This is a genomic window from Devosia sp. BK (genome assembly GCF_032907385.1).
Classification (GTDB): domain Bacteria; phylum Pseudomonadota; class Alphaproteobacteria; order Rhizobiales; family Devosiaceae; genus Devosia.
In genome coordinates, this window is record NZ_JAIMBX010000003.1 from 638,726 (window position 1) to 653,320 (window position 14,595).

Annotated in this window: 7 protein-coding genes; 2 read left to right on the forward strand and 5 right to left on the reverse strand. The window is 63.0% G+C overall.

The window, feature by feature from the left end; translation table 11 throughout:
- Positions 1 to 141: 141 nt before the first annotated feature.
- Positions 142 to 5,628, forward strand: a complete 5,487-nt coding sequence (locus tag DevBK_RS18560) for an alpha-2-macroglobulin family protein (protein WP_317186517.1) — start codon at positions 142 to 144, stop codon at positions 5,626 to 5,628.
- Positions 5,625 to 7,754: a penicillin-binding protein 1C gene (gene pbpC / locus DevBK_RS18565; protein ID WP_317186518.1), complete on the forward strand. Its 2,130-nt coding sequence runs from the start codon at positions 5,625 to 5,627 to the stop codon at positions 7,752 to 7,754. Before DevBK_RS18560 ends, pbpC begins: the two co-directional genes overlap by 4 nt.
- Before the next feature lie 180 nt (positions 7,755 to 7,934).
- On the opposite strand, the gene DevBK_RS18570 is transcribed toward pbpC, so the two are convergent.
- From DevBK_RS18570 to DevBK_RS18590, 5 genes are all read right to left on the reverse strand, one after another.
- Positions 7,935 to 8,705, reverse strand: coding sequence for an SDR family oxidoreductase (locus tag DevBK_RS18570; protein ID WP_317186519.1), 771 nt, complete (start codon positions 8,703 to 8,705; stop codon positions 7,935 to 7,937).
- A gap of 69 nt (positions 8,706 to 8,774) precedes the next feature.
- The gene (locus DevBK_RS18575; RefSeq protein ID WP_061911895.1) at positions 8,775 to 9,674 is read right to left on the reverse strand and encodes a dihydrodipicolinate synthase family protein; all 900 of its coding nucleotides are present in this window, start codon (positions 9,672 to 9,674) and stop codon (positions 8,775 to 8,777) included.
- Positions 9,675 to 9,832: 158 nt separating this feature from the next.
- On the reverse strand, positions 9,833 to 11,563 hold the full coding sequence (gene araD, locus DevBK_RS18580; RefSeq protein WP_317186520.1) for an L-arabinonate dehydratase: 1,731 nt from the start codon (positions 11,561 to 11,563) through the stop codon (positions 9,833 to 9,835).
- 94 nt (positions 11,564 to 11,657) lie between these two features.
- Positions 11,658 to 12,938 carry a Gfo/Idh/MocA family oxidoreductase gene (locus tag DevBK_RS18585; RefSeq protein ID WP_061911897.1) on the reverse strand — a complete coding sequence of 427 codons (1,281 nt, stop codon included), beginning with the start codon at positions 12,936 to 12,938 and terminating at the stop codon, positions 11,658 to 11,660.
- Between the two features lie 186 nt (positions 12,939 to 13,124).
- Positions 13,125 to 14,453, reverse strand: coding sequence for an MFS transporter (locus DevBK_RS18590; RefSeq protein ID WP_317186521.1), 1,329 nt, complete (start codon positions 14,451 to 14,453; stop codon positions 13,125 to 13,127).
- Positions 14,454 to 14,595: the final 142 nt, after the last annotated feature.

Below are 14,595 nucleotides of genomic sequence, written 5' to 3' on the forward strand. Positions count from 1 at the left end.
TGATTGGGCTCCGAGACTTAGGCAATTGTGACAGTGCGGCAAAGTCCAGCACAATCATTGGCCGAGGTCCGCCAGCGCCCTCTTGCAATCTTGTTACCGTTGAGGTCCTTATCTCGGCGGTGCAGCTTGTGGGAGGGCAGCATGATCTCTGGCCGTCATCTGGTTCGTTTCGTGTTCGGTGCTCTGGCGCTGGCTTTGGCAACATCCTTGCCGGCCTCGGCCGAAAGCAAGGTCACGCTGATCGAGAACACCGATCTCCCGGGCTTCGATTATCAGATCATTAGAGATACCGATCTGCCCACCTGTCAGGCGGCATGCACCGACGACAATATCTGCCGTGCCTTCACCTTCAATGCGCAGAGCAAGTGGTGCTTCCTCAAGGGCGGCCTTGGTGACGAAGCCGAATTTACTGGCGCCACCTCCGGCCGCGTGAGCCATTCACCATCGCCCGCCGTGACCGAAGCGGTACGCCAAGCCGAATTGCCGTTCCCCGCTCAGGACATTATCGACTCTGCCAAGTCTTTCGCGACTAGCCTTCCCGACACCGACGCTCCTGCGCCGAAGGCTGTCTATGGCGATCTCGTCACGTCGGGCGATGAAGCCGCAACCGAAGAAAACTATCCCGCCGCCATGGTCGCCTATCGTCAGGCGCTCGCCATCAATCCCAATGACGGCGCTGTCTGGCAGGCGCTGGCCGAAGCCGCGCTCCGCCGTGCCGATGCTGTCGCCGGGCAGAGCGAGGGCGACGATAGCTACGATCTTTCTTATGTCGGCTCCAACGCGGCGATGAACGCGTTCCTGCGCGCCACGGAAGTCGAAACCCGCGCTTCCGCCCTTCGTGCACTCGCCAATAGCCTTGAATATCGCGAGATGTGGCGCGAAGCGATCGCGACCTACCGCTTGGCCGTCAAGCTCGTGCCTGATGCCGATATCGAAGCGCATCTCGACGATGTTGTTGCCCAGCATGGTTTCCGCATCACCGATCACGTGGTCGACGCTGAAGCCGCCTCGCCGCGCATCTGCATGGTCTTTTCCGATCCCCTCGGCAGCACCGACTTGTCTGCCTTCGTTTCGGTGGCCAATGCGCCGCAGGTGTCGGTCGAAACCGAGACCAGCCAGATCTGCGTCGAAGGCGTGCAGCATGGCAGCCGCTATGACATCAAGGTCCGCGCCGGCCTCAAATCCGCCGATGGCGAAGAACTGGCCAAAGACGTCGATCTCAACGTCTATGTGCCCGATCGCGCGCCCTTTGTCGGCTTTGCCAACAATGCCTATGTCATGCCCGCCGGGCTTGGCGGCGGCCTGCCGATCACCTCGGTCAATGCCGAAACCGCCGAAGTCATGATCTACCGGATCGGCGACCGCTCGATCGCTACTGCCGTGCGCGATGGCATTTTCCAGGGCAATCTTGCCCAATACAATGCCGAGGAAATCGCCGACCGAACCGGCGAGGAAGTCTGGAAGGGCGAGGTCGATCTCGCCCAGGGCGAACCCAACGCGCTCGTCACCACTGCTATTCCAGTGGCGGACACGCTCGGCCAGATGGAAGCTGGCGCCTATGTCATCACCGCCCGCATCAAGGGCGATACCGATGAGGAATACTGGACCGAGCTGGCCACGCAGTGGTTCATCGTCACCGATCTCGGCCTCACCACCATTGCCGGCGATGATGGCGTCCACGCCTTCGTGCGCAGCCTCGATATTGCTGAGCCGGTGGCCGATGCCACTGTCCGGCTCGTTGCGGTCAACAATGAAATCCTTGGCGAAGCCAAAACCGATGCCGATGGCCGCGCCGTCTTTGCGCCGGGCCTCGCCCGTGGCACTGGTGGCCGCGCGCCGCAATTGCTGGTGGCGGAAACCGCCGATGGCGACTATGCCTTCCTCGATCTCTCGAAGCCCGCCTTCGACTTGACCGATCGCGGCGTCGAAGGGCGTCCGTCGCCCGGCCCGCTCGATGCGTTCATGACCACGGAGCGCGGCGTCTATCGCCCCGGCGAGACGGTCTATCTCACGGCACTCCTGCGCGATGCCAAGGCCGAGGCGGTTACAAAACTGCCGTTGACGCTGCAGATCGAGCGGCCCGATGGCGTCTTGGCCGACACGCAGGTGCTCAATGACGAAGGCGCCGGCGGCTATTTCACCGCTCTGCCCATGCCCGATGAGGCCATGCGCGGCTCGTGGACGCTGCGCCTTTATTCCGATCCGAACGCCGATGCGCTCTCGACAACCACCTTCCTTGTCGAAGACTTTGAACCCGAGCGTCTGGCCTTTGAAATCAAGCCGGAAGGCGATGGGCCGTTCAAGGCCGGCGAAGTCAATGCGATCGATATCGCGGCCAAGTATCTCTATGGTGCGACAGCGCCTGGGCTTTCCATCGAAGCCGATGCGATCCTAAGCCCGCGCACGACCCTGCCGGATTTCCCCGGCTTCACCTTCGGCCGGCTCGACGACACCATCGAAACTACCCGCGAGCCGCTCGGCATCGTCGGCGTCACCGATGATGCAGGCAATGCCGTTGCCGAGGTAACCTTGCCCGAAGCGCAGGTGACGACGCGGCCGCTCGAAGCCCAGATTCTTCTTCGCCTTGTCGATACCAGCGGCCGCACGGTCGAGCGCAGCATCACCCGCGCTGTCGAAGCCGATGGCGTGCGCATTGGCATCAAGCCTGTCTTCGATGATGCCTCTGGTTTGCAGGAAGGCAGCCAGGCGCAGTTTGAGCTGATCGCCGTTTCTTCCGAAGGCGAGAAGGTCGCGGCCAGCGATCTCAACTGGACGCTGTCCAAGGTCGAGACCAATTACCAATGGTATCGCGATGGCAGCACCTGGAAGTGGGAAGGGATCACCACCGCCCGCGATATCGCCAATGGCACCGCCGAAACCACCGATGGCGGCTCCGCGACTGTCGGCGCCAATGTCGATTGGGGGCTCTATCGCCTTGAAGTCGAGGGCGATGGCACCTCGTCGAGCTACGAATTCTATGCCGGCTATTATTACGCCGATGCCGGCTCGGACACGCCCGACACGCTGCAGGTGGCCCTCGATAAGGACGCCTATAAGGTCGGCGACACGGCAAATCTGAAACTCGATCCGCAATTTGCCGGCAAGGCGCTTGTCATGGTGATCGACAATCGCGTCATCGCCATGGAAGCCGTTGATGTGCCAGAAGGCGGCACGACTGTCGGCCTGCCGGTCACCGAGGAATGGGGCCCCGGCGCCTATGTGACCGCGATCCTCTATCGCCCGTCCGACGCTGCCGAAAAGCGCATGCCCTCGCGCGCGCTTGGCCTCGCTTTCGCCGATGTGGAGCCCGGCGACCGCAAGCTCGATGTCAGCCTTGAAACGCCGACCGAAACCCTGCCGCGCGAAGCCTTCACCACCAAGGTCAAAATCGCCAATGTACAACCGGGCGAAACGGCCTATGTCGCCGTGGCGGCCGTCGATCTCGGCATTCTCAACCTCACCAATTTCAAAGTGCCGGCGCCCGATGACTACTATTTCGGCCAGCGCCAACTCGGCATGGATATCCGCGATCTCTACGGTTCGCTGATCGATCCGACGCAGGGTCTGGCCGGCGCGATGCGCTCGGGCGGCGATGGTGGCGGTTCGCGCTTGGGCACGCCGCCGCCGACTTCGGTTCTCGTGGCGCTCCATTCGGGCATTGTCACCGTAGGCGAAGACGGTACGGCCGAAGTCAGCTTCGACATGCCCGATTTCACCGGCACGGTGCGGGTCATGGCCATGGCCTGGACGGCGAGCGCCGTGGGTCATGCCTCAGCCGATGTGCTGGTGCGCGATCCGGTCGTCGTCACCCTCAGCCCGCCGCGGTTCCTCCGCGTCGGCGATGAGGCGCGGCTTCTCGTCGAGGTCAACAATGTCAGCGGCGAAGCCGGCACCTATAAGCTCGCGCTTTCAAGCGGGGAGGGGATTTCGGTCTCGTCCGAAGAGCAGGATGTCACCCTCGACAAGGAAGCACGCACCTCGCTCGATTTGAGCCTCAATGGCATGCAAATCGGCGATTGGCCGGTGGCGCTCACCATCACCGCGCCCGATGGCACGGTCCAGACCAAGGACCTGCTCCTTGGCGTCCGGCCGACCTCTGCGCCGGTGACCACCAGCCGTCTCCTGCCGCTCAAGGCTGGCGAAACCGCTGAAATCGGCCGCGATATCTTCGAGGGCTTCCTCGCCGATACCGGCTCGGTCACCCTTGCCATCGGCCCCATCGCGCGTCTCGACGTACCGGGGCTCCTCCTCTCGCTCGATCGCTACCCCTATGGCTGCGCCGAGCAGACATCGAGCCGTGCCTTGCCGCTCCTTTACCTCAACGATGTCGCCCGCATGATCGGCGTCGCCGAGGACGACAAGCTCAACAAGACCGTCACCGATGCCATTGCCAGCGTTCTCGCCAAGCAGACATCGGCCGGCGGCTTCGGACTTTGGGGGCCATTCGATGGCGGTGATTTCTGGCTCGATGGTTTCGTGACCGACTTCCTCCTCCGCGCCAAGGCGGCCGGCTATGCCGTGCCCGAACAGGCGCTCGGGATGGCGCTCGATAATCTCTCGAACCAGCTCTCCTATGCCTCTGATTTCGACAATGGCGGCGAAGCCATTGCCTATGCGCTCTACGATCTGGCGCGCGCCGGACGCGTGGCGATGGGCGATCTTCGCTACTATTTCGAAGCCCGCCTCTCCGCCTTCGGTTCGCCGCTGGCCAAGGCACAGCTCGGTGCAGCACTCGCCCTTTATGGCGATACCAGCCGGGCGAGCGAGGCTTTTGCCGCCGCGCTTGACAGCCTCAGCGCCCGCGAAAACGCCAATCGCTATCGCGACGACTATGGCAGCCGCATGCGCGACATGGCCGGCGTCCTGGCGCTGGCGGCTGAGTTCAAGTCCTCGGGCGTTGACCTGACCTCGCTCTCCAACCAGCTCGCCAAGATGCGGGACCGCACCACATATACGTCCACCCAAGAAGATAGCTGGACGCTGCTCGCCGCCGCAGCACTTGGCGCTTCGACCACCGATGGCTCGGTGAGCCTCAATGGCGAGGCGCTGACGGGCCAGGTCTATCGCCGCTTCGAAGAGACTGGCTTCACGCCGATCGAGATCGGCAATAATGGCGAAGCCGATACCGAGGCCAAGGTGACTGTCACGGGATATCCCGCGACCCCGCCCGAGGCGAGCGAGAACGGTTTCACCATCACCCGCGACTACTACCTGCCCGATGGCACCGAGGTCGATCCGACCGACGGATCGCTCAGCCAGAACGACAGGCTCGTCGTCGTGCTGCGCGTGCGGCCGGATAACCTCGGCTCTGGCCAGTATATCGTCGCCGATCCGCTCCCGGCCGGGTTCGAAATCGAGAACCCGAGCCTGTCGGCCGGCGATGGTGCGTCGGACTTCAATTGGCTGAGCCTTGATGCGCCGAGCCATGTGGAATCGCGGACCGACCAATATGTCGCCGCCTTCCGCTACTCGTCCGATCCCGGCACCTTCACCACTGCCTATCTCGTGCGGGCGGTGACCCCGGGCAGCTTCGTGCTGCCGGGCGCGACGGTGGAAGATATGTATCGGCCCGAGTTCCGCGCCAATACCGCCGCCGGCGCCATCGAGATCACCGCCAGCGGTCCATGATCGAGGCGGACGGAGATAACAAAGCCAAACGGCCGCGCCCCTGGGTGGCGCGGCTGACCCTGCTTGGCTTTTCGCTCTTTGTGCTGGTACTCGCCTCTGTGATCCAGCTCACCTCCTGGGTCACGACGATCTCGGCCAATCTGCCGCCTGTGCCCGATGTCGCCCTCATGCCGGTCTCGGTTGCCGTCACCGACCGCAATGGGCTCCTCCTTCGGCCCTTCACCACCGCCGACGGCCGCTGGCGCCTGCCCGCGACCAAGGCCGATGTCGACAAGCGCTTCATCGACATGCTGCTCGCCTATGAGGACCGCAATTTCGCGCGCCACGAAGGCGTGGAATGGTCCTCCATGGCGCGCGCGGCCGGGCAGTTCGTCTTGGCCGGCGGAAAAATCGTCTCTGGTGGTTCGACGCTGACCATGCAGGTCGCGCGGCTCGTTGAAGGTCAGCCGACCCGCAATGCCTATGGCAAGCTGCGCCAGATGGTCCACGCTCAGCAGCTCGAAGCGAACTTGAGTAAGGACGAAATCCTCGATCTCTACCTGACCCTTGCGCCCTATGGTGGCAATATCGAGGGCATCCGCGCCGCGAGCCTCGCTTACTTCGGCAAGGAGCCGACGCGGCTGACGACAGCCGAGGCAGCGTTGCTCGTCGCCTTGCCGCAATCCCCCGAAGCGCGGCGTCCCGATCGCGACCTGGTTGCCGCACTCGCGAGCCGTAACAAGGTGCTCGATCGGCTCGTGACCACCGGTACGATCGCCGCAGAAGAGGCCGAGGCTGCCAAGCGCGAACCCATCCCCGAAGCCCGCCGCGCATTCCCCATGCTCGCGGCGCATATGGCCGAGCAGGCCACAAAAGCCCAACCCGAAGCCCGCACCGTGGCGCTGACGCTCGATCGGCAATTGCAGGATGCGCTGGAGCGTCTTGCAGCAGCGCGGGCAAGGCTGATCGATCCGCGCGTCTCAGTCGCCATTGTCGCCGCCGATATCGAGACCGGCGAGGTCCTCGCTTCCGTCGGTTCGGCAGGCCTGTTCGATCAGCAAAGCGCGGGCTTCGTTGATATGACGCAGGCCATCCGCTCGCCCGGCTCGACCCTTAAACCCATGATCTATGGCCTCGCCTTCGAGCTCGGCCTTGCCCATCCCCAAAGCCTGATCGAAGATCGCCCCACCGCATTCGGCGGCTATGTGCCGGTCAATTTCGACGGTTTTAGCCGCGGCACCGTGACCATCCACGACGCGCTGACGGAATCGCTCAATATCCCCGCCGTCGTCGTGCTCGATGCCGTCGGCCCGGCGCGACTCGTTTCGCGTCTCCGCCGCGCCCATGCCGATCCGCGCCTGCCGGTCGATACGGCCCCGAGTCTTGCCGTGGGCCTTGGCGGCGTCGGCATTACGCTGCGCGATCTCGTCTCCGTCTACGCCGCCATCGGCCATGGCGGCGTGCCGGTCTCGCTCTACGATGGCATCGGCCCGCGCCCGGAGCGACAGGTGGCCGCGCCCGTGCTCGATCCGGTCTCGGCCTGGTACGTGGCCGATATTCTGGCCGACGTGCCGCCGCCCCTCAACGGTTCCCCCGGCCGCATCGCCTACAAGACCGGCACGTCCTATGGCTATCGCGATGCCTGGGCCATCGGCTTTGATGGCAAGACCGTCATTGGAGTCTGGGTCGGCCGCCCCGATGGCGCGCCCGTGCCGGGGCTTTCTGGGATATTGGGCGCCGCACCCGTGCTGTTCGAAGCCTTCGATCGCCTCGGCAGCCGCAAGGCGCCATTGCCCAAGGCCCCGCCGGGCGTGCTCTCGGCCTCCAATGCGGAGCTGCCAACCCCGCTTCGCCGCTTCCGGCACCCCAACGAAAACCTCGTCGCCCGCGTCGCTTCGCCAGAAATCGCCTTTCCCGGCGATGGGGTAGACGTCGATCTCGGCCTAGCCTCGGGATCGCAAGCGCCGCTCACCGTAAAAGTCCGCAACGGCGTCCCGCCTTTCACTTTCTTTGCCAATGGTGCGCCGTTTGGGCGGTCGCAATTCGGAAGGCAAGATAGCTGGACGCCGGATGGTCCGGGCTATGTGACGCTCTCCGTCGTCGACGCCGAGGGCAGGGGGGATAGCGTCACGGTGTTTTTGGATTGATTTTTGGGCCCGCCATTGCGGCACGCTTGCCTGTTCACATCTACCGGCTGTCATCCCCGCGAAGGCGGGGATCCATCTTGAGATCTCAGGATGGCCCCGGCTCAAGGCCGGGGTGACATCAAGAGTGGGCTGTCGTCTGCTCAGGTATGCGTTTGATCATATGCTAAGGAGAAAACCCCCTCAGGCATTCGCCCAGCCGCCGTCCACCACGAACTGCTGCGCCGAGATCATCTTGCTGTCGTCCGCCGCGAGGAACAGCGCCATGCGCGCGACATCCTCCGGCATGACGCGTCCAGCAAGCGGCTGGTTGGCTTCGATTTCGGCCTCCCCCTTCGCATCGAGCCAATGGGTAATCTGGCGCTCCGTCATCACCCAGCCGGGCACGAGCGTATTGACGCGAATGCCGCTCTTGCCCAGTTCGCGCGCCATTGAGCGTGTCAGCCCATGGGTCGCAGCCTTGGCCGTTTCATAGACCGGGATCTTTGGGGTCATGATCATCCAGCTGATCGAGCCGGTGTTGATGATCGACCCGCGACCAGCCTTGATCATGCCGGGCGCCACGGCCTGGATGGCGAAGAAAGCGTGCTTGAGATTGACCGCCATGCGCTCGTCCCAATAGGCGGGGGTCACCTCGCTCCAGTCGTGGCGCTGGTCATGCGCGGCATTGTTGATCAGCGCCAGCGTATCCCCATGGGCGGCGGCAAAGCCGGCGATGGCGGCCTGATAGGCTTCGGTGTCGGTGACGTCGCAGAGGGTGAAGAGAACAGTCTGGCCGGCCGCGGTTAGTTCCTCGGCCAAGGCCTTGCCCGCCTCATCGGCGATATCGACAAAGCCCACCTTCGCCCCCTGCGCCGCAAAAAGGCGGACAAGCGACTCGCCGATCCCCGAGGCGCCGCCGGAAATGACGACCGGCATGCCGGCAAGGCTGGGATAGCGGGCGGTTTCAGTCATGGCGGCTCCGGAAGGCTCGATAGTTTTTTGCTATCTAGCCCTCCCAGCCTATCCAAGAAAACCGCAAAATCAGCGAAGCTGGTTCGCGGCGATAAACGCGTCGAGCTTTCCCTGCTGCGCCGGTGTGAGCGGCCAGGCGGAAGGCGGCCGCGTCGGGCCGCAATCGCGGCCGAGCGCCTTGAGTGCGGCCTTGACGCCGGTGACATTGGTGCCGTTCATTTCTTCGGCTCGGATATCTTCGAACGCGCGCATGCCAGCAACGAGCTCATTGGCCTCCGCATAATTTCCGGCCTCGAGCGCGGCGTGAATGGCGAGCGACCGTTCGGGCCAGACATTGATGAGGCCAGAGGTAAATCCGCGCGCCCCGACAGCATAAAAACTAGGTGCCCAGACTTCGGCGAGCCCACCGACCCAGACGATCACGGGGTCGCAAGCGGCCTTGGCTTCGGCAAGCTTGAGCGGATTGGGCGTCGCCCATTTGACGCCCTTGACCCCCGGCACAGCGCAGAGATCGGCAATGGCCTTGGTGCCGATCGCGTCGTTGCGCAGATAGAGCATCATCGGCAAGCCGCCCGAGGCATCGGCAACGGCCTTGATATAGTCGACGACGCCACGCGGGGAGACAAAGGGATCGGGCGGCTGGTGGATCATCAGCGCGGTGGCGCCCGCTTCGGCGGAGGTCTTGGCCAGCGCCGTGGCATCGCGAATGCCGCGGCCAATGCCGGCGAGCACAGGCGCCCGGCCATCAACCAGCGCGACGACCTCGCGCACCATGATCGAGGCCTCGTCGGTCGTCAGCGCGTAAAACTCCCCGGTATTGCCATTGACCACCGGCATATGAAGCCCCGCGGAAAGTGCGCGATCAACAATCGGCACCAGTTTTTGCGGCGCCACGTCGCCCTTGTCGTCATAGGGGGTGACAAGAATGCCGGAAATGCCGGTCAGGGCCTGGTCGAGAGTGAGTGGCATTCGCTTTTCCTTGTGCTCCAGTGGCGCCCTACGCTCGATGTCACCCCGGCCTTGAGCCGGGGCTTATCCTGAGATCTCGAGATGGATCCCCGCCTGCGCGGGGATGACAATCGGTGGACGTGAGGGCATCGTGTTCACCACGAGGACCCCGCATTCCCTCAATAAATATCCGGCTCCCCAGCCGCAGGCCCAAACCCGCGCTCGAGGAAATCGAAGTCGCAGCCCTTGTCGGCCTGCGTGACGTGTTTGGAATACATCCAGCCCCAGCCGCGTTGAAAGCGGGGCTCCGGCGGCGTCCAGGCGGCGCGGCGGCGCGCGATTTCGTCTTCGGCAACCAGCATGTCGAGCCGGCGATTTTCGAGATCGAGTTTGACGATGTCCCCGGTCTGCAGCAGCGCCAGGGGACCGCCGACGTAAGACTCCGGCGCCACATGCAACACGCAGGCGCCGTAAGAGGTGCCGCTCATGCGTGCGTCGGAAATGCGCAGCATGTCGCGAAAGCCCTGCTTGATCAGGGCTTTGGGGATGGGCAGCATGCCCCATTCGGGCATGCCGGGGCCACCGAGCGGACCGGCATTGCGCAGCACCAGGACGTGGTCGGGCGTGACATCGAGATCTTCGTCGTCGATCGCCGCCTTCATCTCGGCGTAGGAATCAAAGACTAGCGCGGGGCCTTGATGTTGATAATATTTCGGGTCACAGGCCGCGGGTTTGATCACCGCGCCATCCGGGCAAAGATTGCCGCGCAGCACGGCAAGCGAGCCCTCGTGATAGACCGGGTTCGATAGCGGCCGGATAACGTCATCATTATAGACCTTGGCGCCATCAAGGTTCTCGCCCAGCGACTTGCCATTGGCGGTGATGCAAGAGAGGTGGAGGCGATCGGCAATCTGCGCCATCAGCCCCCTGATCCCACCGGCAATATAAAAGTCTTCCATCAGATAGCCGGTGCCCGACGGGCGGACATTGGCGAGAAGCGGTGTCGTCCGCCCCAGCGTGTCGAGATCGTCGAGATCGAGGTCGACCCCGGCGCGGCGCGCCATGGCAATGATGTGGACCACGGCATTGGTCGAGCAGCCGGTGGCCATGGCGACAATGGCGCCATTGCGTATCGAGGCTTCGGTGACGATACGGTTTGGCGCGAGGTCCTCCCAGACCATGTCGACGATGCGCCGTCCGCAATCGGCCGCCATGCGCTGGTGTGCCGAATCGACGGCAGGAATCGAGGATGCGCCGGGCAGGGTGAGGCCCATGGCATCGACAATGGCAGTCATGGTCGACGCCGTGCCCATGGTCATGCAGACGCCCGCCGAGCGGGCGATACCGCCTTGGAGACCCTGCCATTCCTCGTCCGAAACATTGCCGGCGCGGCGTTCGTCCCAATATTTCCAGGCGTCGGAGCCTGAGCCCAGTGTCTTGCCGGCATAATTGCCGCGCATCATCGGCCCAGCGGGCAGGTAGATCATCGGCACATTGGCGGTGATCCCGCCCATGACGAGGCCGGGCGTGGTCTTGTCGCAACCGCCCATCAGCACCACACCGTCGAGCGGGTGCGAGCGGATGGTTTCCTCGGTCTCCATGGCAAGGAGATTGCGATAGAGCATCGATGTCGGCTTGGTAAAACTCTCGTCGACCGAGAGCGTCGGCAGCTCGACCGGAAACCCGCCTGCCGCGAGCACGCCGCGTTTCACCGCTTCGACACGCTCGGGAAAGTGGCTGTGGCAGGCGTTGAGTTCGGACCAAGTGTTGAGGATGCCGATCACGGGCTTGCCCATGAAATCGGCCTCGGAATAGCCGAGCTGCATCAGGCGCGAGCGGTGCCCAAAGCTCCGGAGGTCGTCAGGCGCAAACCAGCGCGCGGACCGCAATTGCTCTGATGTCTTGCGCATGATCTCCTCCTCATGCCGTCGCTGCAGGGAAGCAAGGGGCCCGCTTCCCAACGGGCCCCCAGCCGTGTCGATCAAGCCTTGATCCGCTTTTTGGTCAGAGTTTGACTAGCGTCCGCACATCGACCGGCAAGCCGGTGGCAAAGGACTGGTTGGCCGCAATACCGGTCAGGATCGAGAGCGCACCATCGCGATGGTTGGCGCCATAGCCAGGGCGCGGCGTCGCGTTGCCGAAGATCTCTTCGAGCATGATCTTGTCGCCGCCGCCATGGCCGCCTTCGCCGGCCGGTACGTGAACCACTCGAGATTCGCCATGGAGCGGGAAGTGGTAGAGGTCGACGCCCTTGGCCGCGCCCTCTGCCGTCGAGGTCGAGCCGGCATTGATATAGGATGTCTCGCGAACCATCAGCTCGAGCCGTCCACCGGTGCCGTTGATGGCGACGTTGAAGCCTTCCCAGGGCGCATAGGCATAGAGCGAATAGGTCATCACCGCCTTGTTGCGATAACGGACCATGACATTCATTGTGTCTTCGATGGAAATGCCGTCGCCAAAGACGTTCTGGTCGCGCTGGTAGCCGTCTTCCTTCTCCGCGTCCCAATAGAGCGCCTTCTGCGTCGGGGTCGCGGTCAGATCGATGGCAAACTTGTCGTCCTTGGCCGCTTCGACGCCGGTCGTGCGGGTATAGGGCGTGAAAACGCCGCGTTCTTCGGCATTGGCGCGGCCGTAAAACTTGAGATCGCCCATGGCAAAGACTGTGTCGGGCTGGCTACCGAGCCAGAAATTGACGAGGTCGAAGTGGTGGGTCGACTTGTGGACCATCAGGCCACCGGAATTGCGCTTGTCGCGGTGCCAGCGGCGGAAATAATCGGCGCCGTGGCGCGTATCGAGCAGCCATTCGAAGTGGATCGAGGTCGGCGTGCCGATGGCGCCTTCGGCGATCAGCTCGCGCAGGGCCGAGTTGTGCGGGGCATAGCGGTAGTTGAAGGTCACGCGGACATTGCGTCCGGTGCGCTCGACGGCGTCCAGAATCTCCTGGCACTTTTCCTTGTCGACTGTCATCGGCTTTTCGGTGATGACGTCGCAGCCGAGCTCCATGGCGCGGATGATGTATTTGTGGTGGGTGCGGTCGACCGAAGTGACAATCACATATTGCGGCTTGGTTTCGGCGATCATGCGCTCGAAATCTTCGGCCTTATAGGTCGGCACGGCTTCGCCGCCGAGTTCTTCGACGAAGACGCGGTTGGTATAGTCCATGCGCGTCTGGTTGGTGTCGCAGAGTGCGACCATGCGGGAATTGTCCTTGTGGGGTCCCAGAATGGCCTCGTAGAACATCCTGGCCCGTCCGCCCGTGCCCACGATTGCATAAGTCTTGGCCATTTCCGCTCCTTGCATGCCGGCTCATCCGCGGCGCGATCAACAGGGGTATTCGCCGCGCGGTTACATGTACCATACAAGATTGGCGGCGTGCACTTGTTCTTTTGGCGCAACCTAAAAAAGGCGAAACGCGCGGCCCCAAGGGAGCCGCGCGTTTCGATTCTTTCCAACAATTCAGATGCTTGGCGCTCAGTTGGTCCGCGCCAACTGCCGGTTGAAGTAGAGCGCGAGGAGCGTACAGACCGCACCCGACAGCAGATAGGCACCCGAGGAAATCAGCCCGAACGAGGCCGAAAGCGCCAGCGCCACAACCGGCGCAAAGCCGGCGCCGAAGAGCCAGGCCATGTCCGAAGTCAGCGCCGAACCGGTATAGCGATAGAGCCGGCTGAAGTTCGAGGCGACCACGCCCGAGGATTGGCCAAACGAAACGCCGAGAAGGGCAAAGCCCACGACCATGTAGATGATTTCGCCGATCTGTCCGGCGCCCAGCAGCAGCGGGGCAAACACGGAATAGACACCGATGAAAGCGGCCGAGACGCCGAGCAGCCAGCGGCGCCCGAAGCGGTCGGCGAGGAAACCCGAAAGGATCACCGCGACAAGGCCGACACAGGCCGAGCCGACTTCAATCAGCAGAAAATCGACCGGCGGATCTTCGGTATAGAGGAACACATAGGAGAGCGGAAACACCGTGACCATGTGAAAGAGCGCAAAACTGGCAAGCGGAGCAAAGGCGCCGATGACGACATTGCGCCAGTCATTGGCGAGCGTTTCGCGAATGGTCGAGGGGATCAGTTCGCCGCTCTTGAAGAGATTGGTATATTCCGGCGTAACAACGATGCGGAGGCGCGAGAACAGCGCCACGACGTTGATGGCGAAAGCCACGAAGAACGGATAGCGCCAGCCCCATTCGAGGAAATCCTGGGCCGACAGCGCCGAGGAGAGATAGGCGAACAGCGCACTCGCGACGATCAGCCCGATCGGAGCGCCCAGTTGAGGCATCATCGCATACCAGCCGCGCTTGTGCTGCGGCGCATTGAGCGCGAGGAGCGAGGCGAGCCCGTCCCAAGCACCGGCAAGCGCGAGGCCTTGGCCGATGCGGAAGATGATGAGGATGGCAATGGCAAGCCAACCCACCTGATCATAGCTTGGGAGGAACGCCACGGCCACCGTCGAAACGCCGAGCAACATAAGCGCGATGGTCAGCCGCACACCGCGGCCATAGTTTCGGTCGACTGCCGAAAACAGCACCGTACCGAACGGGCGCGCGACGAATGCGAGCGCAAAAACCGCGAAAGAAAGCAGTGTTCCGATCACCGGATCGGCAAAGGAAAAGATGACCGAGGGAAAAACCAGCACCGAGGCAATGGCATAGACGAAGAAGTCGAAGAACTCGGACGTGCGACCAATAATCACACCGATGGCGATTTCGCCAGCGTCAACTGGTCGATGACTGTCGTTGACGTTGCGCGCGTCTTGCTCAGCCGATGTTTCACCGACATGCGTAGAAGAAGCGGCCATATCGCTAAGCTCCTGACTTTAATCGATTTTCCTTTGAGGGCTATTCCGGCTCGCTCAATAGGACGCCCAGGATATGGGCAATTTCGTTTTCTCATGCATTATAGCGCGGCGACTTACGAGTGGACAAAATGTCCGATGGCGC